The sequence below is a fragment of the Novosphingobium sp. genome (genome assembly GCF_036733805.1).
Taxonomy (GTDB): domain Bacteria; phylum Pseudomonadota; class Alphaproteobacteria; order Sphingomonadales; family Sphingomonadaceae; genus Novosphingobium.
Genome location: NZ_DAIMZT010000003.1, coordinates 44,228 through 62,371, shown reverse-complemented (window position 1 = coordinate 62,371; position 18,144 = coordinate 44,228). Strand labels below are relative to the sequence as shown.

At 61.8% G+C, this 18,144-nt stretch carries 17 protein-coding genes; 11 read left to right on the top strand and 6 right to left on the bottom strand.

Features of this window, described 5'->3' with window-relative positions; all coding sequences use genetic code 11:
- Nucleotides 1-63: 63 nt before the first annotated feature.
- Nucleotides 64-1,833, bottom strand: coding sequence for a sensor histidine kinase (locus V7D69_RS01565; protein WP_333604904.1), 1,770 nt, complete (start codon nucleotides 1,831-1,833; stop codon nucleotides 64-66).
- A 250-nt stretch (nucleotides 1,834-2,083) separates the two neighbouring features.
- On the opposite strand from V7D69_RS01565, the gene V7D69_RS01560 reads away from it, so the two are divergent.
- The gene (locus V7D69_RS01560) at nucleotides 2,084-2,548 is read left to right on the top strand and encodes an Lrp/AsnC family transcriptional regulator (RefSeq protein ID WP_324062099.1); all 465 of its coding nucleotides are present in this window, start codon (nucleotides 2,084-2,086) and stop codon (nucleotides 2,546-2,548) included.
- A gap of 34 nt (nucleotides 2,549-2,582) precedes the next feature.
- Here the strand turns inward: V7D69_RS01560 and rdgB are convergent, their stop codons facing one another.
- Together rdgB and rph are read right to left on the bottom strand one after the other, a co-directional pair.
- The gene (gene rdgB, locus V7D69_RS01555; RefSeq protein WP_324062101.1) at nucleotides 2,583-3,218 is read right to left on the bottom strand and encodes an RdgB/HAM1 family non-canonical purine NTP pyrophosphatase; all 636 of its coding nucleotides are present in this window, start codon (nucleotides 3,216-3,218) and stop codon (nucleotides 2,583-2,585) included.
- A 41-nt stretch (nucleotides 3,219-3,259) separates the two neighbouring features.
- Nucleotides 3,260-3,976, bottom strand: a complete 717-nt coding sequence (gene rph, locus V7D69_RS01550) for a ribonuclease PH (protein ID WP_333604903.1) — start codon at nucleotides 3,974-3,976, stop codon at nucleotides 3,260-3,262.
- A 99-nt stretch (nucleotides 3,977-4,075) separates the two neighbouring features.
- On the opposite strand from rph, the gene hrcA reads away from it, so the two are divergent.
- The 3 genes from hrcA to V7D69_RS01535 all read left to right on the top strand — a co-directional run bounded on the left by hrcA (nucleotide 4,076) and on the right by V7D69_RS01535 (nucleotide 6,099).
- A complete protein-coding gene (gene hrcA / locus V7D69_RS01545; RefSeq protein ID WP_333604902.1) occupies nucleotides 4,076-5,119 on the top strand; it encodes a heat-inducible transcriptional repressor HrcA in 1,044 nt (347 codons plus the stop codon).
- Between the two features lie 17 nt (nucleotides 5,120-5,136).
- Nucleotides 5,137-5,700 (top strand): nucleotide exchange factor GrpE, encoded by a 564-nt coding sequence (gene grpE, locus V7D69_RS01540; protein ID WP_333604901.1) that lies wholly within the window; start codon nucleotides 5,137-5,139, stop codon nucleotides 5,698-5,700.
- A gap of 141 nt (nucleotides 5,701-5,841) precedes the next feature.
- Nucleotides 5,842-6,099 carry a hypothetical protein gene (locus V7D69_RS01535; RefSeq protein WP_324062109.1) on the top strand — a complete coding sequence of 86 codons (258 nt, stop codon included), beginning with the start codon at nucleotides 5,842-5,844 and terminating at the stop codon, nucleotides 6,097-6,099.
- A 58-nt stretch (nucleotides 6,100-6,157) separates the two neighbouring features.
- Here the strand turns inward: V7D69_RS01535 and V7D69_RS01530 are convergent, their stop codons facing one another.
- Together V7D69_RS01530 and V7D69_RS01525 are read right to left on the bottom strand one after the other, a co-directional pair.
- Nucleotides 6,158-6,583 (bottom strand): vgr related protein, encoded by a 426-nt coding sequence (locus tag V7D69_RS01530; protein WP_333604900.1) that lies wholly within the window; start codon nucleotides 6,581-6,583, stop codon nucleotides 6,158-6,160.
- A 65-nt stretch (nucleotides 6,584-6,648) separates the two neighbouring features.
- Nucleotides 6,649-7,194 carry a copper chaperone PCu(A)C gene (locus tag V7D69_RS01525; RefSeq protein WP_333604899.1) on the bottom strand — a complete coding sequence of 182 codons (546 nt, stop codon included), beginning with the start codon at nucleotides 7,192-7,194 and terminating at the stop codon, nucleotides 6,649-6,651.
- Nucleotides 7,195-7,385: 191 nt separating this feature from the next.
- Between V7D69_RS01525 and dnaK the strand changes: the two genes are divergently transcribed.
- Together dnaK and dnaJ are read left to right on the top strand one after the other, a co-directional pair.
- Complete coding sequence (gene dnaK, locus V7D69_RS01520) at nucleotides 7,386-9,296, top strand: molecular chaperone DnaK (protein WP_324062115.1); 1,911 nt, start codon at nucleotides 7,386-7,388, stop codon at nucleotides 9,294-9,296.
- A 76-nt stretch (nucleotides 9,297-9,372) separates the two neighbouring features.
- Entirely contained in the window at nucleotides 9,373-10,506 is a 1,134-nt protein-coding gene (dnaJ, locus tag V7D69_RS01515) for a molecular chaperone DnaJ (RefSeq protein ID WP_324062117.1), read from the top strand.
- Between the two features lie 29 nt (nucleotides 10,507-10,535).
- On the opposite strand, the gene V7D69_RS01510 is transcribed toward dnaJ, so the two are convergent.
- Nucleotides 10,536-12,845 (bottom strand): patatin-like protein, encoded by a 2,310-nt coding sequence (locus V7D69_RS01510; RefSeq protein ID WP_333604898.1) that lies wholly within the window; start codon nucleotides 12,843-12,845, stop codon nucleotides 10,536-10,538.
- Between the two features lie 193 nt (nucleotides 12,846-13,038).
- Between V7D69_RS01510 and radA the strand changes: the two genes are divergently transcribed.
- The 5 genes from radA to alr are packed head-to-tail and all read left to right on the top strand — an operon-like array spanning nucleotide 13,039 to nucleotide 18,087.
- Complete coding sequence (gene radA / locus V7D69_RS01505) at nucleotides 13,039-14,406, top strand: DNA repair protein RadA (protein WP_324062120.1); 1,368 nt, start codon at nucleotides 13,039-13,041, stop codon at nucleotides 14,404-14,406.
- Nucleotides 14,407-14,418: 12 nt separating this feature from the next.
- Entirely contained in the window at nucleotides 14,419-14,952 is a 534-nt protein-coding gene (locus V7D69_RS01500) for a CvpA family protein (RefSeq protein WP_324062121.1), read from the top strand.
- A 2-nt stretch (nucleotides 14,953-14,954) separates the two neighbouring features.
- Nucleotides 14,955-15,374 (top strand): iron-sulfur cluster assembly scaffold protein, encoded by a 420-nt coding sequence (locus V7D69_RS01495; RefSeq protein ID WP_324062123.1) that lies wholly within the window; start codon nucleotides 14,955-14,957, stop codon nucleotides 15,372-15,374.
- A gap of 48 nt (nucleotides 15,375-15,422) precedes the next feature.
- Nucleotides 15,423-17,054, top strand: a complete 1,632-nt coding sequence (locus V7D69_RS01490; RefSeq protein ID WP_324062124.1) for an MFS transporter — start codon at nucleotides 15,423-15,425, stop codon at nucleotides 17,052-17,054.
- Complete coding sequence (gene alr, locus V7D69_RS01485; protein WP_324062128.1) at nucleotides 17,044-18,087, top strand: alanine racemase; 1,044 nt, start codon at nucleotides 17,044-17,046, stop codon at nucleotides 18,085-18,087. The genes V7D69_RS01490 and alr overlap by 11 nt, the downstream gene beginning before the upstream one ends.
- The last annotated feature ends 57 nt before the right edge of the window (nucleotides 18,088-18,144 follow it).

Sequence of the window (18,144 nt, the reverse complement as noted above, 5' to 3'; positions counted from 1 at the left end):
CTCCCCCCTCGTTCGCGTGACGTTCTGTAACCGTTGCCCCCGGCCGTCAGTGCCGACGGTTCTTCATGCTTTGCTATTGCTTGCCCGTGTACGGGTCAAGCCGGGCAGCCATAAGTGCAATGTATTGCCTACGCGCTGCAGCCCTCCACCTGCCGCCGATGCTTCGGCCGCCGCCAGCCGTAGGCTGAAGCCGATTCCGAACATGCTGGCGGAAAGCGACTGCGCCCGTTCGCCCGGAGATGTATCGAATAACTCCCCATCCTTCAATTTCACGAGGGCGCCGGGCAAGGCAACTCTTACGCTGATCGTGTGGCGTTCCAGGGACCAGGAAAGCCCCAGCGCCTCATCCGGGGCCGTGGCCCCGGCAAGCGCGGCAAAAAGTCGCCAAATGAGGCGTTCGACCTCCGCTTCGTCAAGAGCGATAGGAAGCGTCGAGGGCCCCGTCGCAGGATCTACCGCGAAGCCGCTGCGGCGCGGATCGGTCCAGGAGCGCAGGCGTGCGATCGTTTGGGCAAGCACTTGCGCCAGATCACATTCACCCTCCTCGATCCCCAGCGCGCCGGTCTCCAGCTTCACCAGCCGGTCAAGCTCTTCGAAACCGGCGAGGATATGAGCGCAGTCACTGGCAATCGCGGCGGCGAGAGCGCGGTATTCATGCGGCGCCGGTCCGTAGAGCTGTTGCTGGATGATTTCGGCCGCGACTTGGATGGCATTGGCGGGCGTGCGCAATTCATGAAGAACTTCGCGCATGCGTTCCGCCTCGGCCCGGTTGGAGACCGCAGCATCGACCGCGGCGCGTTGCCGCAGGCGGCGTAGCCGGCCGCTGTAACCGGAAAACCGGCCACTGCCTGGATCGAACAGCGGCACGGCATCTATCTGCCACCCCCCTGCCACGGCGGGAGCTCCGGTCAGATGCAGTTGCGCGCCGTCCAGCGGCAGGTGGTGACGGATTGCGGTGGCAAGCGCGGGAGAAATGCCATCGTTATCATGCGCAGCCAAATGAAGTCCGGTTAGTGACGGGGCGTGAACACCGTCGGCCCAGTTGATGCGGCCTTGCGCATCTGTCGCGAAATCAATGGCGGCGGCATGCCTATCAGCGCCAGCTGCAACATCTTCGAGCGGCAGGCGGAGGGCCTCCGGCGAGCTTTCCGAACCGCCTTGCGCCTGTCGAGCCTTGCGAAACTCTTCGATCCGTCTGACGATGGCGCCGATGCCGGCGTGGGTTGATTTCGCCGAAGCCGCAGAAGGGGGCGAAGCAAGCTCCCTTGCCGCTTTGGCCTGAGCCCATTCACTCAGCGAAGTGGGTGCGGGGGGGGCATCGGCGAAGTCGAGCAGTTCCAGCACATCTCCCGAAATGTATGGATCTTCAGGCGCAACGGAAGACGCCGGGCTCACCGGCGGCAACCCGCGATCGTGAATGCCTAGACGATCGAGAACGGTATCGACTGCAGGGGAAAGGTCCCGCCGGTGCCGAAGAATACCACGGGCGCGCACCGGCAACTCGGGGATCAATGTAAGCCATTCGGCGTCAGTCAAATGGGCGGCCGCGATCGCGGTGCTGGCTATACCGGGTTCGTCCCGCGCCAGCAGGGAAAGCAGGCGGGAATTGGTGATCGGCTGCGGAATTTGGCGCAGGAGTCGTTGACGGTCCGGCGCCGGAATACGTACGGCCAGAGCGTTCAAGCGAGAGAAACCCGCTTCCAGAGCTTCGGAACGGAGCCGCGCCGGTACGCGCCCGAGCAGATCGATCAACTGGAGGTACTGAACGCGGGCCAGCCCATCGCCGGAATCAGGCAGGCGCAGAACCGTTTCCAGGCGATCGTCAAAATGCATTCAAGCTCCGGGCTCGCCGGCCCTTCGGCTGGCGGCAGGTTTTAAGCGGCTCTCCGCGCATTCTACCGTCTGCGCAAGAGCGTGGAAGGCTTTCCTCGTACCAAAGTGGGGGATGATCGAAAGCATTCACTCGGGGGCGTTGCAAAGCGGGACGATTACGCTATGGAACAATAATATTACATAACGCCGTTCTTTTCGATGTGGAAATTCCGTCGTGCAGCACGGCGGCGGCCTGCCGGGGAATGTATGAATGATAAATCTCGATCACATCGACCGTCGATTGCTCGCCGAATTGCAGGCTGAAGGGCGGATAACCAACGTGGAACTCGCACAGCGGGTGGGCTTGACCGCACCCCCATGCCTGCGCCGCGTGCGGAGCCTTGAAGAAGCAGGCATTATTCAAGGCTACCATGCGGATCTCGACGCTTCGAAGCTGGGGTTCACGATTACTGTCTTCGCACTGGTCAGCTTGAGGAGCCAGGCCGAAGAGGCGCTGCGCGCTTTCGAAGAACATATGAAAACACTGCCAGAGGTGCGCGAATGCCACATGCTGAATGGCGAGATCGACTTCATCCTCAAGATTGTTAGCCGCGATCTGCAAAGCTTCCAGGAATTTTTGACGGGACGGCTGACCTCGGCGCCCAATGTTGACAACGTGAAAACCTCGCTAACGATTCGCACAGCGAAGAACTTGCCCGGGGTGCCACTGGGGTAAGGCGCGAAGCCCGCTCTGCTCAGCTGTCTTGCGGTCAGGGGCGGGGCCCGAACTGTTCGGCGACAAGTTTGGCAAAGGCATCGGCGCGGTGACTGATGCGGTGCTTCTCCTCAGGGTCAAGCTGCGCGAAAGTGACGTCGCGTCCGTTCGGGACGAAGACCGGATCGTAGCCGAAGCCCATAGTTCCACGCGGTGGCCAGGAGAACGTGCCGCTCACGTGCCCTTCATAAACTGCCTCGTCGCCCTCCGGCCAGGCGATCGCCAGCACACATGAAAAGCGGCAGGAGCGGTCGACGTTGGGCCCCTGTTCACACACTAGCCCTTCCACTTTGCCCATGGCCATATACCAATCGCGACCGGGATCGCCTTCAAACCACTGCCGCTCCGCCCAGTCAGCCGTATAGACGCCGGGACGGCCGCCGAGCGCCGCGACCGAAAGGCCGCTGTCATCGGCCAGCGACGGCAATTGCGACGCCTTGGCGGCCGAGTGAGCCTTAAGCAGCGCATTTTCCACAAAGGTTTTGCCGGTCTCTTCCGGTTCGGGAAGACCGAGTTGCCCGGCGGAGAGGCACTCGATCCCGAACGGCGCGAGCAGGGCGCCGATTTCCTTGAGCTTTCCGGCATTGTGCGTGGCGATCACCAGTCGCTTTCCGGCCAGTTTGCGGGTCATCTTATCATCCCTGCACAAATGGAAGGGTCCAGTCCCTCGCGCTATTGTCCCACAGCTTTCGCTTGCGCGGCAAAGATATTTTCGCAGCCGATGCGGGCCAGGCGCAAGAGGCGCAGAAGACCTTCTTCATCATAGCAGGCGCCTTCCGCGGTCGCTTGCGCTTCGGCGATGCTGCCGCCCTCAATCAGGACGAAGTTTGCGTCGGCATCGGCCGAGGAATCCTCGATATAATCAAGATCCAGCACCGGCGTGCCATTGCAGATGCCGCAGGAAATTGCGGCAACACGGCTTTCGATCGGGTCTTCCTTGAGTTTGCCTTCTGCCATCAGCTTGTCAACGGCCAGACGCAGCGCCACCCAGGCGCCGGAAATCGAAGCGGTGCGCGTGCCGCCGTCCGCCTGCAGCACGTCACAATCCAGCGTGATCTGCCGTTCGCCCAACTTCTTCATGTCGACCACCGCGCGCAAGGAGCGGCCGATCAGGCGCTGTATCTCCTGCGTCCGGCCCGATTGCTTGCCCTTCGCCGCCTCGCGTGAACCGCGAGTGTGCGTGGCGCGGGGAAGCATCGAGTATTCCGCCGTCACCCAGCCTTCTCCTTTGCCGCGCAGGAACGGCGGCACCTTTTCCTCGACACTGGCGGTGACGAGCACGCGCGTATCGCCGAAGGAGATCAATACCGAGCCCTCGGCGTGCTTGGTGAAGCCGGTCTGGATGTCGATAGTGCGCATTTCGTCGGACGCACGGCCGGAAGGTCGCATGGAAATTCCCCCCTTGGTCGATTGGGTCGTGGATTACCTCGCGCCCCTTTGCGCATAAGACTTGAGGCTGCAAGCCCATTGCCTAAATTACCTGGAACGATGCCCACACTGCCCATCACCGAACTGACCAGCCGCGCCCGCGAGATTTTTCGACTCGTGGTGGAAGGTTATTTGACGACCGGCGCTCCCGTCGGTTCGAAGACGCTGGCGGGCCCAGGGGGCATCAATCTCTCGTCCGCCTCTATCCGCTCTGTGCTGGCGGATCTGGAAGCATTGGGTCTGCTTGCAGCGCCGCATACCAGTGCCGGCCGTCTTCCGACCGATGCCGGGCTGAGGCTGTTCGTTGACGGGATCATGCAAGTGGCTGAGCCGACGGCGGAGGAGCGCGCCGTTATCGAAAGCCGCATCGCCGCGCCCGGCCCGATTGAGGCAGCGCTGGAGGCCACCAGTTCGCTGCTGTCCAATCTTTCTTCCGGTGCCGGCGTGGTCATGGTGCCCAAGCGCGAGCCGCGTCTGCGGCATATGCAGTTGGTGCCGCTTTCTCCGGGCCGCGCGCTGGCCGTGCTGGTCGGGGACGATGGCGCCGTGGAAAATCGTGTGGTGGATCTGCCAGAAAGCCTTCCGCCCGGCGCGCTGGATGAAGTTTCGAATTACATTTCCGCTCACTTGGCCGGCCGCACGCTGGAGGAAGCGGCCCGTATTACGCGATTCGAGATCGAATCAGGGAAGTCGGCCCTTGATGTGGCAAGCCGCGATCTGGTCGAGCGCGGACTTGCCGTGTGGAGCGAGGACGCCTTGCGGCGTCCGATCCTGATCGTGCGCGGGCAAGCCAACTTGCTCGATGAAACGGCCTTGTGGGACCTTGAACGCGTTCGTTCGCTGCTGGACGATCTCGAAAACAAGCAATCCATTGCCGATCTGCTTGACGTAGCGCGCAACGCCCAGTCCACCCGCATTTTTATCGGTTCGGAAAATCGGCTGTTCGCTCTTTCCGGCTCCTCCGTGATCGCGTCTCCCTATCGTGACCGCGAGGGACGAGTGGTTGGTGTTGTGGGGGTTATCGGGCCCACGCGGTTGAATTATGCGCGGGTCGTCCCCATGGTGGACTTCACTGCCCGGAGCCTGGGCAAGCTCATCGGATAGCTGGAACAATTGACGACATGAATGACAAGACCAAACAGGCGGAAATTTCATCAGCGCCCGACGAACTCAACGAACTGGAACGCGATTCGGAAGAGTTGCTGTCCGGCATCGACGATCAGATCGCGCGCTTGTCGAACGATCTGGACGCCGCGCGACAGGACGTGCTTTACGCTCGCGCCGAAACGCAGAATGTGCGCCGCCGTCTGGAAAAGGACATCGCTGACGCCCGTGCTTATGCCGCAACCGGTTTTGCTCGCGACATCCTTTCGGTGTCCGACAATCTTTCGCGCGCCTTGTCTTCCATCCCCGTGGAATTGCGGGAAGATGAAAAGCTCAAGAGCTTGATCGCCGGAATCGAGGCGACCGCGCGTGAGATCGACAAGGTGTTCGCCGTGCATGGCATCAGCCGCATCGCTGCCACCGGCTTGCCGCTTGATCCCAACCAGCATCAGGCCATGATCGAGGTCCCCTCGGCCGACGTCGAGCCGGGCACCGTGGTGCAAGAGCTGCAGGCGGGCTACATGATTAAGGACCGCCTACTGCGGCCGGCCATGGTGGCCGTGGCCAAGAAACCGGACTGACCGCTGCTTCTCGACCGCCTGTGTCCGGTTTCCCTTGCGGGACGGCCGGATGCAGGCGGTCGACAGCCTGCTCGCCTCTACGGAACCTCACGCAAGCCTGTCCGTTGATCCGGAGTAACCGGAATTTTTCGGAGAAGTGCGATGCGCAAGCTAATTCTACCTATTCTCGCTGCGGGCGCGCTCGGCATGGCGGGCTGCGCCAGCAATTACTCGGGCGAGGGTGCCCTGGCCGGCGGCGCGCTAGGCGCGGGCGTGGGCGCCCTGAGCGGCGGTAGTATCGGAACAGGTGCCGCGATCGGCGCAGCGGCCGGCGCGGTTGCGGGCTCTCAGGTCAAGAAGCACCACGGCTGCTACCGTTATGACCGCGACGGCTATCGCTATTGGGACCGTGATTGCTGAGCTATAGTGCTCTTGTCAGTCACCAAAAAAAAGGGCGTGGGGAGACTCACGCCTTTTTTTATTGTGAAACGAACGGCAAGATCGCGTTGTGACTTTCGGCTGCCCCGTCGACGGAAATACGCCAACCTCTGGAAAACAGGAAGGCATTGCGCACGATCTCCGCCTGCTGCTCGATCCCGTAATGCTCCAGCGGCCGACTTGGTCGCAACACGTAGTCGTAACGGCAGAAGGGATGGCGCATCAGTGGCAGATACCAGCGTCCCTTGCTCTGGGCCTGCCACACATGAACCATCTCGTGAATGAACAAGCCTTGGAGGTCAGGCGTGGCCGTTGAAAAATCGTCACGATAGCTAAGGGAGGCAGGATGAAAATGCAGGTGCCCGCACGGCGCCATGACGGTGTGACGCGGCTGCAACGGGAACCAGCACCGCCTGCGTAGACGCACCGGCGCGCAGTTCACGGCATCGCCAAACACGGACCGCACCAGTTGCTTTTCCCCCGCCGTCAAAGGCCGTTCGCCGCCGGGCGAACAGGCGTAACCGGACGCTGTCAGCGTGGCTTCTCCGATCGGGTGCTCATGTCGTGATCGCTCATATCGTGACTGCCGATGTCATCCCCCAACGCCTCTATCCGCAGCGGCATGGACAACTTGTCGCCATCAGAAAAGGTCATCGTCAGTTCCGTGGTATCGCCTGGCTTGAGGGACCGGGCGAGATCGAATGCCATGACGTGGTATCCGCCCGGCGCAAAGTCGATCGTTACCCCCGGCGCCAATTCCACCGACTTGACGGCGTTCATCGAGCCGCCTTGCGTCTTGTGCATTTCCGCCTTGCCTGCTCCCGCGACATGAATGCTCGCCAGCGTGACCGCGCCTGGACCGTCATTTCGTACCGAGAAATAAACAGCAGCCGGATGTCCTGCAACGACGGGCAGGACAAGCCTTCCGCCATGAGCGGCAATGCCCGGTTTGGCTTCTGGGCTGCTGGCGCCCCCCATGCTTTCCTGCGGCGCCGGCGTCTTGGAGCCCTGGCATGCGGCCAGCGCTGCAAACGAAACAGCGCCCAGGAAAAAAGCGAGGTTACGGAGCGATTTCACGGCGGGAACATCCTTGATCCGGGGCATACGAAATTTCGCCGGGGTAATGCCACCTTGGCGGTCTTGTTCCAAGAAAAACCGCTCCTATATCGCCCCCCGACGACTTGGAACGTCATCGAGCCGTGCAAGCAGCCTTGCCTTCCGGGGAGGCATCCGTGCGGTGTCAACCACTGACGTGAGGAATGGGGTAAATGGCAAAAGTAATCGGTATCGACCTCGGCACTACCAACAGCTGCGTCGCCGTGATGGACGGCGGAAAGCCAAAGGTAATCGAAAATTCGGAAGGCGCCCGCACGACTCCGTCGATCGTAGCCTTCACCAAGGACGGCGAGCGCCTGATAGGCCAGCCCGCCAAGCGCCAGGCCGTGACTAATCCGGACAATACGGTTTTCGCGGTAAAACGGCTCATTGGCCGCCGCTTTGACGATCCCATGACCAAGAAAGACATGGAACTCGTCCCGTACTCGATCACTAAGGGCAAGAATGGCGACGCTTGGGTCAATGCCGGCGGCGAAGATTACAGCCCTTCGCAGATTTCCGCCTTCATCCTGCAGAAGATGAAGGAGACCGCCGAATCATATCTGGGTGAAACGGTGACTCAAGCAGTCATCACCGTGCCGGCTTATTTCAATGACGCACAGCGCCAGGCGACCAAGGACGCCGGCCAGATCGCGGGTCTTGAAGTGCTGCGCATCATCAACGAACCTACGGCGGCGGCTCTGGCCTATGGGCTTGAAAAGCAGGATGGCAAGACCATCGCGGTCTACGACCTTGGCGGCGGCACCTTCGATATCTCGATCCTTGAGATCGGTGATGGCGTATTCGAGGTGAAGTCCACTAACGGAGACACCTTCCTCGGCGGTGAGGACTTCGACTCCAAGCTGGTTGAATACCTCGCGGACAAGTTCAAGGGCAAGGAAGGCATTGACCTCAAGAACGATCGTCTTGCCCTCCAGCGGCTGAAGGAAGCTGCGGAAAAGGCCAAGATCGAACTGTCGAGCGCGGCCACGACCGAAATCAACCTGCCCTTCATCACCGCCCGTATGGAAGGCGGCGCAACCACGCCGCTTCATCTGGTCGAGACGGTCACCCGCTCGGATCTGGAACGGATGGTGGCTGACCTGATCCAGCGTACGATGGAGCCGTGCCGCAAGGCCCTGGCCGATGCCGGGATGAAGGCGGCCGATGTCGACGAGGTTGTCCTTGTCGGCGGCATGACTCGCATGCCCAAGGTGCGCGAGGCCGTGAAGGACTTCTTCGGCAAGGACCCGCACACCGGCGTTAATCCGGACGAAGTCGTCGCCATGGGGGCGGCGATCCAGGCCGGCGTGCTGCAAGGCGACGTCAAGGACGTGCTGCTGCTTGACGTGACGCCCCTCTCGCTGGGTATCGAAACGCTGGGCGGCATCATGACTCGCATGATTGATCGCAACACCACGATCCCGACCAAGAAGAGCCAAGTCTATTCGACCGCCGAGGACAATCAGCAGGCGGTGACGATCCGCGTGTTCCAGGGCGAGCGCGAAATGGCGGCGGACAACAAGCTGCTCGGTCAGTTCGACCTGGTGGGCATTCCCCCGGCGCGGCGCGGCGTGCCGCAGATCGAAGTCACTTTCGACATTGACGCGAACGGGATCGTGAACGTTTCTGCCAAGGACAAGGGCACCGGCAAGGAGCAGCAGATCCGCATTCAGGCTTCGGGCGGACTGTCCGACGCCGATATCGACCAGATGGTCAGGGATGCGGAGCGCTTCGCGGAAGAGGACAAGAAGCGTCGTGAGGCGGCCGAGGCCAAGAACAACGCTGACAGCCTTGTGCACGCGACCGAACAGCAATTGGTCGAGAACGGCGACAAGATCGACGCCGCGCTCAAGTCCGAAGTGGAAGCGGCCATCGCCGCAGCCAAGGCGGCCATCGAAAGCGGCGATTCGGAAGCCATGACTGAGAAGGCCCAGGCGCTGACTCAAGTCGCCATGAAGATGGGCCAGGCGATCTACGAGAAGGAGCAGGCGACGGCTTCTCAGAGCGCCGAAGCTCCGGCCGAGGGCGCCGAGGACGTGGTGGACGCCGAGTTCTCGGAAGTAGACGAAAACAAGGGCTGAACGCCCTGATGAAACCGCAACCGCCATCGGTGTTGATCGCACCGGTGGCGGTTAGGTTGTCTGTGGGGGATACCGCGTGTCAGCGACCGAGATAGATTATTACGAACTTCTGGAAGTCGAGCGCGACGCTGATGAGAAGAGCATCAAGTCGGCTTATCGCCGGCTTGCCATGCGCTATCACCCGGACAAAAATCCGGGCTGCAGCGATTCAGAGGCCCGATTCAAACAAATCAGTCAGGCATATGATTGTCTGAAAGACCCGCAGAAAAGGGCGGCATACGATCGCTATGGCCACGCCGCATTCCAGCAAGGCATGGGGAGCGGCAGTCCGGGCGGCATGGGCGCAGAATTTGGCGACATCGGCGACATCTTCGAATCGATCTTCGGCAGCGCATTCGGCAGCGGCGGGCGCCAGCAGGCGCGGCGGGGCGCCGATCTGCGTTATGACATGGAGGTCAGCCTCGACGACGCGTTCCGGGGCAAGCAGACCGAAATCACTATCGAAGTCTCGCAAGTCTGCGAGCCTTGCCACGGCTCGGGCGCGGAACCGGGCACCGGCAAGCGCGGCTGCTCCATGTGCGGCGGCCACGGTAAAGTGCGTGCGCAGCAAGGCTTCTTCGTGGTGGAACGCACTTGCCCGACCTGCCAGGGGCGCGGCGAAGTGATCGAGCGTCCGTGTCGGGCTTGCGGCGGCGAGGGGCGTGTCGATAAGCCGCAGACGCTGCAGGTCGATATTCCGCCGGGAGTCGATTCCGGCACGCGCATTCGCCTTTCCGGCAAAGGCGAGGCCGGGCCGTTCGGCGCGCCGCCGGGCGATCTCTACATCTTTCTCCACGTCAAGCGGCACAAGATGTTCGAACGCGACGGCACCACGTTGCTGACGCGCGTGCCGATCACGTTCACCATTGCCGCGCTTGGGGGGGCGATCGAGCTTCCCGGCATCGACGGGGAGACGCTTCAGCTCGATATTCCGGCCGGCATTCAGTCCGGCAAGCAACTTCGAAAGCGTGGCGCCGGCATGCCAGTGCTGCAAGGCAGGGGGCGTGGCGATCTGGTGATTGAGATCGCCGTGGAAACGCCCACGAAGCTTACCGCGCGCCAGAAGGAATTGCTGCGCGAATTGCAGGCCAGCGAGACGGGAGAGGAATGCCCCCAGTCAAAGGGCTTCTTCGATCGCATCAAGGATGCGTGGAACGACCTGACGGAGTGAGAGTCTTTCCGTGATCGGGAAAGGGAGGGCTATAGCGCTTCGACTTGCCGTCTGATGTTCGCCACCAGCGTAGGATCGGCGCGTAGCCTTCGTTCTTCCTCGTCCAGGACCGCTAGCGCCGCCTCGCGCCGGAACCGCCTGAGCTCGCCTTCGGGCAAGTCGTGATCCTTGCTCAGCGTTGATGCGATCAGGTCGATCATGCGCTCCGCCCCGTGCAGGCGCCCCCAGAGATAGTCGTTCTCGCGGTATGCCCGGCTGAAGAAGGCGCCGAAATTATAAAATTCCGTGCCACGCAATGTGTCCGACCCCGGCCGGATAAAATGACAATCCTCGGGCGAGATGCGATCCACCAGCACGGGATCGAACTCATTCATTCCCTCTCCCCGCAGTAGAGGGAGCGTCACCGTATCGTAGAAAGGAAAGCCCAGATAAGCGAGCAGGACGCGCCGACGCAGCGGTGGCGGCATCTCGACAAGGGCTTCGGCCAGCAGTTCGTCAACAATCTCGTCGGTATCCACCAGGCGGCGTTTTTGCGCAACGCGGTCAATCACCGTTTCCGCGTCTTCGAAAACACTGCGGGCTAAGCCAGGGAAATCCTCGCCAAGCGAAGCGATCGGCTCCAGATCGATATAGATTGCCAAGGCGGCATAGATCGCCGTGCGGGCGTGATCGCGATCCTGCTCCGTCACGCTTTCGTCGTTCTCCCGCTCCTGCGTGACCTGACGGGCCAGGAATCGCAGCCGACGGATGCGGAAGGCCAGATCGTGAACGCGAAAGAACGTCACCATGGCCGGCGACCTGGCGTCGCGCAGGGCCTTCATCCGGTCGATTCCGTTCACCTCCAGTTGAGCGAACAGGCGCGTCCGGATCGGAGCTGCGTTGGGGAGAGCCAGTTCGGGCGCGGCTTCGAAGATCATTCGTCCTAGCATGGCCACGATGCCGCTGAATTTGATCTGTGCGTAACCGTGATAGGCGAACCCAGCCTGCTCAAACGCCGCTTGCTGTGCTTTCGCGCGCCACGCTGCAAGCCGCTTGGGGGTGGGGCGGTCGAGGAAGAGCGTATAACCGAATAGCCGCTCCACTGTTTCCTCGATCTCCGGTCGCAATGCCCTGACGATGTCGCTGAGGGCGGCCTTTTCGCGAGAATCCCGCTCCAACGCTTCCAAATTGTCTCGGATCGGCTGTTCGCGCGGGATCGCGGAAAGCGAGCCGAAGATCACTGGGAAGAAGCCCGGTGCGCGAATGCCCTTTTCCATGCCCGCAGCCATATGGTCAGGCGTGGGATCGATATAAACGAAGCGCCGGTCCACTTCGCGCGTTGCCGGCCTGTCGCGCAGCACAGACATGGCATCGGCGAAAGGTGCATTCACCAACACTGACCCGTCGATAAGCGCGACTGAATCCAGATCGCCGCGTCGCAAATGCTCTGGCATGATACGCTGTAGGAATGCCTCGCGGCCGGGCCAGGCGATTTCCTTTTCGTTGGCCAGCCGGTCAATCTCCGCGATTTGAAGTGGCGGAAAGGCGCCGGGAAAACTGGCGGTGGCGCGCGCCGCCAGCACCAGTTCAGGCATGGGCGCCAGCGAATGTCCGCCGTAGTCCTGCACCTTGGCTCGAAAGCCGATGGTAAGCCGATGTTCACTTTCCATCACCGTTTCCGGCGAATGCAGATGCAGCGTTTCTAGATGTCCCTTGAAGTCAGTGGCCGTAACGAAAAGATCGAGCGGATGGTTCGCCGGCAGCAACGGCTTTTCAGCCGGCGCGCGCGACATGGCTGTTAGTGCGCGGCATAGCAAATGTGAAAAGCCGATGCCGCTGAAGGGCGGTTCGAACCAGCGCGAGCGGATAAGGCGTGACAGCTTCGCCCGCACTTCACGACGCGTTTCAGGCGCGACGCTTGCGCTCACGGCGTTGCCGGGGCGGCGCAGCAGGAAGGAGACGATCGGGCGCGCCCAGAACTTGGCGATCCGCGACCAGGGCCGCGCCGCCGGATCCAGCAGAACGTCGACATCCGCGCATTCAAGCCACAACTCGGTCAAGGGCTCGAGCGATTGCCCGGAATGGATTGCCTGGGCCAGGAATACCGAATTGATTCCGCCTGCGCTGGCACCTGCGACAATGTCGGTCAACAATCGCAGCCGGAGGTTGCCGCCCGCTTCAAGACGGCGCAGCAAACGCAGGTAGACAGCGGCGCTGCCGGCGGGCTCGGGTTCATCGGACCAGAAGGCCCGGCTTGCCTGCATGGCCTTCCAGATTTCCTTGGTCACGCCATGCATGTAGACGGCCAGGCTGACGCCTCCGTAACAGACGAGCGCGATCCGCAATTCCTTCTGCCGCATGCGCCATGCTTGGCAGAGCGTGCCCCCTGACGCCACTGCAATCGATGCGACGATCAACAGGCGCGTGAAATGCCAGCGCTCGGGCTCTGGACCAGACCTTCGCTGCGCAGATGGACGCGATATTGTTCGCGGCATGAGTAGCAAGCGGCACAGAAGGCTTGCGTTCGCAATCTGTTCTCATTACTCGACTGCCATGGCAAAGCCCAAGCGTCGATATGTATGCCAAGCCTGCGGAAGCGTTTCTACGCGCTGGCAGGGGCAATGCGCCGACTGCGGAGAGTGGAACTCTCTGGCGGAGGATGTGCCGCAGACGGTGTTTTCAGCCAAGCATGATTTGTCCTCGGGTGGGCGGGCCATCCAGTTCACGCCGCTTGATAGACCGGGCGAAATGCCGAGGCGACGCCCCAGCGGTCTTGCCGAGTTCGACCGCGCTCTGGGCGGCGGCCTCGTTCCTGGTTCGGCAATTCTCATGGGCGGTGATCCGGGCATTGGAAAATCCACGCTGCTGCTGCAGGTTTCCGCATATATCGCCAAGAGCGGTGGGCAGGCGGTCTATATCAGTGGTGAGGAAGCCGCAGGCCAGGTTCGCCTGCGCGCCGAAAGGCTGGGCCTGACTGGCGCGCCTATCCAACTTGCCGCCGCGACCTCCGTTCGCGACATCCTGACCACGCTTGGCATGATGGAGCCGCCGGCCCTGCTGGTGATCGATTCGATACAGACTATGCATTCCGACCAGATCGAGGGTGCGCCCGGCACTGTCAGCCAAGTTCGCGGATGCGCCTTCGAATTGATCCGTTATGCCAAGGAAAACGGTGTTGCGCTGGTGCTTGTCGGCCATGTCACCAAGGACGGCACGATCGCCGGCCCGCGCGTGCTGGAACACATGGTCGACGTGGTGATGAGTTTCGAAGGGGAGCGCAGCCATCAGTATCGCATCCTGCGCAGCTTGAAGAACCGCTTCGGTCCAGTGGATGAAATCGGGGTCTTCGCGATGGAGGGAGACGGGCTTGCCGAAGTGGGCAATCCTTCCATGCTGTTCCTTTCCGGGCGCGAAGAGCCGATGGCGGGCAGCGCGGTATTCCCGGCGGTGGAAGGCACGAGGCCGGTTCTCGTCGAAATCCAGGCGCTGATTGTACGGTTGCAGAGCGGCGCCACGCCGCGTCGCGCGGTGGTGGGCTGGGACAGCGGGCGATTGGCAATGTTGCTGGCGGTGCTGGAAGCGCGGTGTGGCCTTAATTTCTCAAGTGCCGAAGTCTATCTGAATGTCGCGGGGGGATATCGCCTGTCAGACCCAGCGGCTGATCTTGCGGTAGCCGCTGCGCTAGTCTCCGCCCTGGGCGACAAACCCTTGGCGAATAACGCCGTGTGGTTCGGCGAAGTTTCGTTGGCGGGGGAAATCCGCCCGGTGGCCCATTCATCGATTCGGCAGCGAGAATCGGCGAAGCTCGGCTTCGGACGAGGCTTTGGCCCGAATGGGGGTTCCGCTGCGGAAAAGGAGATGAAATTCACCAGCCTTTCCATGCTTCCCAACCTCGTTGACCGCATCCTTTCTGGCGCATAAATCTCAGGGCATATGACTGGCTTCGACATCGCCGTGCTGTTCTTCGTCGGGCTGGGCGCCATAACCGGCTTCGTCCGTGGCTTTGTGCAGGAAGTCCTGACGCTTGGCGCTTGGGTTTTCGCGCTTCTGGCCATACGCATGCTCCATGCCCCCATCACTGAGTGGCTGGAGCCGCACGTCGGCACAGCTTCGGGCGCGGCCGTGACGGCTTTCGTCCTGTTGCTGGCGGTGCCGTTTATGGCGGTCAAGCTGGTCGCCAAATGGGCAGGCAATATGAGCCGCGCCTCCGTGCTCGCGCCGATTGACCGCGTGCTCGGTTTCGGCTTCGGCGCCGTCAAGGGCATTATCATCGTCGTTCTTGCGTTTTCTGTCGTGGTGCTGGGCTACGACACAGTGTGGGGTCCTGAAGGCCGGCCTGACTGGATCACGCAGGCCCGCACTTATCCATTCATCAACGCCAGCAGCGAAGCTCTGGTCCAGATCGTTGCCGAGCGGCGCCAGCAGGCTATCGCGGCCGAGGCCAAAAACAAGGACAACGAGATTTAAGCGTGTCGACGGCCGTTCTCTACACGCCAGAGGTCCTGGGGCTCGCCATCGCGCTTGCGCGCTTTCCCCTGACCGAAGATTTGCCGCTGCGTGGAGAGGCGCGCTCAAAGAGTTGCGGCAGCACCATCACTCTTGGCTTGAAAATGGCTCCGAATGGGACGATCGAACGGATAGGGGTGCGCAGCCAGGCGTGCGCGATCGGACAGGCGGCAGCAGCCATATTTGCACAGGCAGCGTCAGGCCGCCGTGGCCCGGATATCCATGTCGCGGGCACGGCAATAGCGGCTTGGCTGGCGGGCGAGGGCGCCATGCCCGACTGGCCGGGATTATTCGCCATTGCCGCGGCGCGGGAATACCCCGCTCGCCATGGCGCCGTTATGCTGCCGTGGAATGCCGCGATGCTGGTGCTTCCCACCGCTTAAGCGGGCAGTTAAAGGCGGTTACGGAAGATAGTTCACGAGGGGGAAGAGATGGCAGACCCATACCGGCATCCGCACGGGCCTGAGCCCAGCGTTTCCGACATCAGACTGGTGATCGCGGCCTCCTCCATGGGGACGGTGTTCGAATGGTATGATTTCTTCATTTACGGAACGCTGGCCGCGATCATCGGCAGGACCTTCTTTCCATCGGGAAATGCCACGCTGGAAACGCTGCTGGTTTGGGCCGGCTTCGCGGTCGGCTTCGGCTTTCGGCCACTTGGCGCAATTTTGTTCGGCTTTCTGGGTGACAGGCTGGGGCGCAAATATACTTTTCTGGTGACGGTCACGCTGATGGGCATCGCTACGGCGGGGGTGGGCCTGATCCCTTCCGCTGACACGATCGGGCTGGCGGCGCCGGCGATCGTCCTGCTTTTGCGTGTGCTGCAGGGTCTTGCGCTGGGCGGGGAGTATGGGGGCGCGGCGATATATGTCTCGGAACATTCACCACCGAACCGCCGCGGCTATTTCACCGGATATATCCAGGCCAGCGTGGTCGGCGGCTTCGTGCTCAGCCTGATCGTGGTGCTGAGCTGCAAATCGCTGATGAGCGCGGAAATCTGGAACGCCTGGGGCTGGCGTACTCCTTTCGTCCTTAGCGTCGTCCTGCTCGCGATTTCCTTGTGGATGCGCCTCAAGCTTTCGGAAAGCCCGGTATTTCGGGCCATGCAGCAGGAAGGCGAGATTGCCGGCAACCCCTTCGTCGAGAGTTTCACTTATCCGGGCAACAAGAAGCGCATCTTCATAGCCTTGTTCGGCATTGCCGCCGGCCTCACGGTGATCTGGTACACAGCGATGTTCTCAGCCTTGAGCTTCCTCAAGGCAGCCATGCGCATGGATGACACCTGGGCTGAAGTAATCGTGGGGATTTCAGCGGCATTGGGCATGAGCTTCTTCGTGATCTTCGGCGGCCTATCAGATCGTATCGGCCGCAAGAAGCCGATCGTCTGGGGCTACGTTCTGACGCTGATCCTGTTGTTCCCGGCGTTCTGGACCATCGGCGCTCATGCCAATCCCGGACTTGCCGTTGCCAGCGAAAGGGCGCCCGTATTCGTGGTCGGTCCGGACTGCGATTATAATCCCTTCGCTTCCGAGCAACGGACGGAATGCGGCAAGCTATTGGGCGACCTCACGGGTGCCGGCGTGACGTACCGGCTCTCCAAGGCGCCGCATCTGGTGCTGCAAATCGGCGGCAAGGCGATGCCGCTCGGGACGTATCCCTGGAACAACAAGAAAGCCCGGACGGCGCATCTCCAGTCCTGGCTTAACGGCGCTGGCTACAGTGTCGATAAAGTCACCCCGACAATGAGCAACGCCTTGATGGTCGGCGCGATGCTGATGGTGTTGATGGCCTTGTCGGGCGCGACTTACGGGCCGGTTGCGGCCTTGCTTTCGGAGATGTTTCCGCCCAAGATCCGCTACAGCTCGATGTCGATCCCTTATCATATCGGCACCGGCTATTTCGGCGGCTTCCTGCCGCTGATCTCCAGCTACATGGTGGCCAGGAGCGGTAATCCCTACGAAGGTCTCTGGTATACTTGGGCCGTTGTGGCGATAGCCCTGCTCGTGGCGATCTGGGGCCTGCATGGCGGGCCTCCTCGCGATTATGGTGATGATGTCTCCTGATGTTCCTGCGCCCGCTTTGCGGCTGCATATTGATCTCGATGCTTTGCGATCGAATTGGCAAGCGCTTGATCGGCTTTCGGGCCGCGCGCGGGCGGGTGCCGCCGTCAAAGCTGACGCTTATGGCGTTGGCGCAAGGCAGGTGGTGCCTGTACTTCGCGCCGCGGGGTGCCGTGACTTCTTCGTCGCCCATTGGGGCGAGGTGGGCGACGTGTTGGATTTGCTGGAGCCCGAAAAGCTCTCTGTCCTCCATGGGCCGCTCACGGACGCCGATGCGGCCTTCGCGCACTCTTGCGGCATCAAGCCGGTCATCAACTCGTTGGAGCAGGCGCGCCGTTGGCTGAGGAGCGGCGGCGGTCGCTGCGACCTTATGATTGACACCGGGATAAATCGCTTGGGGTTGCCGATGGCCGAGATCGGCAACGAATGCCTGCGGTCTCTGGATATCGATGTGCTGCTCTCGCACCTCGTATCCGCGGAAGAGGACACCGATCTAAACCGGCTCCAGTGCGATCGCTGGCGAGAAGCGCGCGCCGTGATCCCGCATCAGCGCTCCAGCCTTGCCAACAGCGCGGGTATCGTGCTTGGCAGCGATTTCCACGGTGATCTAACGCGTCCCGGCATCGCCCTTTACGGAGGCGTTCCGCGCGCGGAGATGAGCGGATTGATCCGGCAGGTCGTGCGGCCGCAAGCCGCGATCTTGCAAGTGCGGAACATCGTGGCGGGGGATACCGTGGGCTACAACGCCACATTCACCGCGCCTACCGCCATGCGCGTAGGCACTATCGCCTTAGGCTATGCCGACGGCTATTTGCGCTGCTGGTCCGGCAGGGGACGTTTCCATGCGGACGGGCAGGAACTTAAGGTGCTCGGCCGCGTCAGCATGGATATGACGGTGATCGATCTCAGCAAGGCGCCTCATATTGGCGAGGGCGGCTGGGTGACTGCAGATTACGCGCTGCCCCAAGCCTCAGCCCTGACCGGCTTGTCGCAATACGAACTGCTCACCTTGCTGGGAAATCGCTTCGGCCGTTAGGGGCTTAATCGCCTTTTGCTGCGCAGCAATTTGTGTTGCGTCGCGATATGCCGGAAT

What these genes read in the sequence shown, in the direction of transcription:
- V7D69_RS01565 (WP_333604904.1), bottom strand. Translation starts at nt 1,833, where the DNA reads ATGCATTTTGACGATCGCCTGGAAACGGTTCTGCGCCTGCCTGATTCC.
- V7D69_RS01560 (WP_324062099.1), top strand. Translation starts at nt 2,084, where the DNA reads ATGATAAATCTCGATCACATCGACCGTCGATTGCTCGCCGAATTGCAG.
- rdgB (WP_324062101.1), bottom strand. Translation starts at nt 3,218, where the DNA reads ATGACCCGCAAACTGGCCGGAAAGCGACTGGTGATCGCCACGCACAAT.
- rph (WP_333604903.1), bottom strand. Translation starts at nt 3,976, where the DNA reads ATGCGACCTTCCGGCCGTGCGTCCGACGAAATGCGCACTATCGACATC.
- hrcA (WP_333604902.1), top strand. Translation starts at nt 4,076, where the DNA reads ATGCCCACACTGCCCATCACCGAACTGACCAGCCGCGCCCGCGAGATT.
- grpE (WP_333604901.1), top strand. Translation starts at nt 5,137, where the DNA reads ATGAATGACAAGACCAAACAGGCGGAAATTTCATCAGCGCCCGACGAA.
- V7D69_RS01535 (WP_324062109.1), top strand. Translation starts at nt 5,842, where the DNA reads ATGCGCAAGCTAATTCTACCTATTCTCGCTGCGGGCGCGCTCGGCATG.
- dnaK (WP_324062115.1), top strand. Translation starts at nt 7,386, where the DNA reads ATGGCAAAAGTAATCGGTATCGACCTCGGCACTACCAACAGCTGCGTC.
- V7D69_RS01510 (WP_333604898.1), bottom strand. Translation starts at nt 12,845, where the DNA reads ATGCGGCAGAAGGAATTGCGGATCGCGCTCGTCTGTTACGGAGGCGTC.
- radA (WP_324062120.1), top strand. Translation starts at nt 13,039, where the DNA reads ATGGCAAAGCCCAAGCGTCGATATGTATGCCAAGCCTGCGGAAGCGTT.
- V7D69_RS01500 (WP_324062121.1), top strand. Translation starts at nt 14,419, where the DNA reads ATGACTGGCTTCGACATCGCCGTGCTGTTCTTCGTCGGGCTGGGCGCC.
- V7D69_RS01490 (WP_324062124.1), top strand. Translation starts at nt 15,423, where the DNA reads ATGGCAGACCCATACCGGCATCCGCACGGGCCTGAGCCCAGCGTTTCC.
- alr (WP_324062128.1), top strand. Translation starts at nt 17,044, where the DNA reads ATGTCTCCTGATGTTCCTGCGCCCGCTTTGCGGCTGCATATTGATCTC.